1 pseudogene is annotated in these 314 nt (G+C 40.4%); it reads left to right on the top strand.

Annotated elements, in window-relative coordinates:
• Positions 1-314: pseudogene (locus tag E1176_RS19990) on the top strand (hypothetical protein); the annotation flags it as partial.

The raw sequence follows: 314 nt of genomic DNA, 5'->3' as shown, positions 1-314 counted from the left end.
TACCATTCAACGATATTTCAGAAAATGCTCGCTTGTGGATCTATCAGGCTGATAGAAAGCTTTCTAACGAGGAGGTAGCACTGACGAACAAAGAACTCATTCAGTTTATGGAAAGCTGGGCTGCACATGGTGCGGCATTACAGGCATCTTATAAAATATTTCATAGTCAGTTTGTTGTGATTGCGGTCGATGAAGCAGCTAACATGGCCACTGGCTGTTCTATTGATAGCTCAGTGCATAAAATGCAGGATTTATCAACAAAGCTAGGGGTTGATTTCTTTGACCGTACCAAGATTGCCTTTATATTTAATGAT

It is taken from the genome of Fulvivirga aurantia, assembly GCF_009711475.1.
GTDB classification, from domain to species: Bacteria; Bacteroidota; Bacteroidia; order Cytophagales; family Cyclobacteriaceae; genus Fulvivirga; species Fulvivirga aurantia.
The sequence above is the reverse complement of the archived record's forward strand: the minus strand, read 5'-3'. Positions and strand labels throughout refer to the sequence as shown.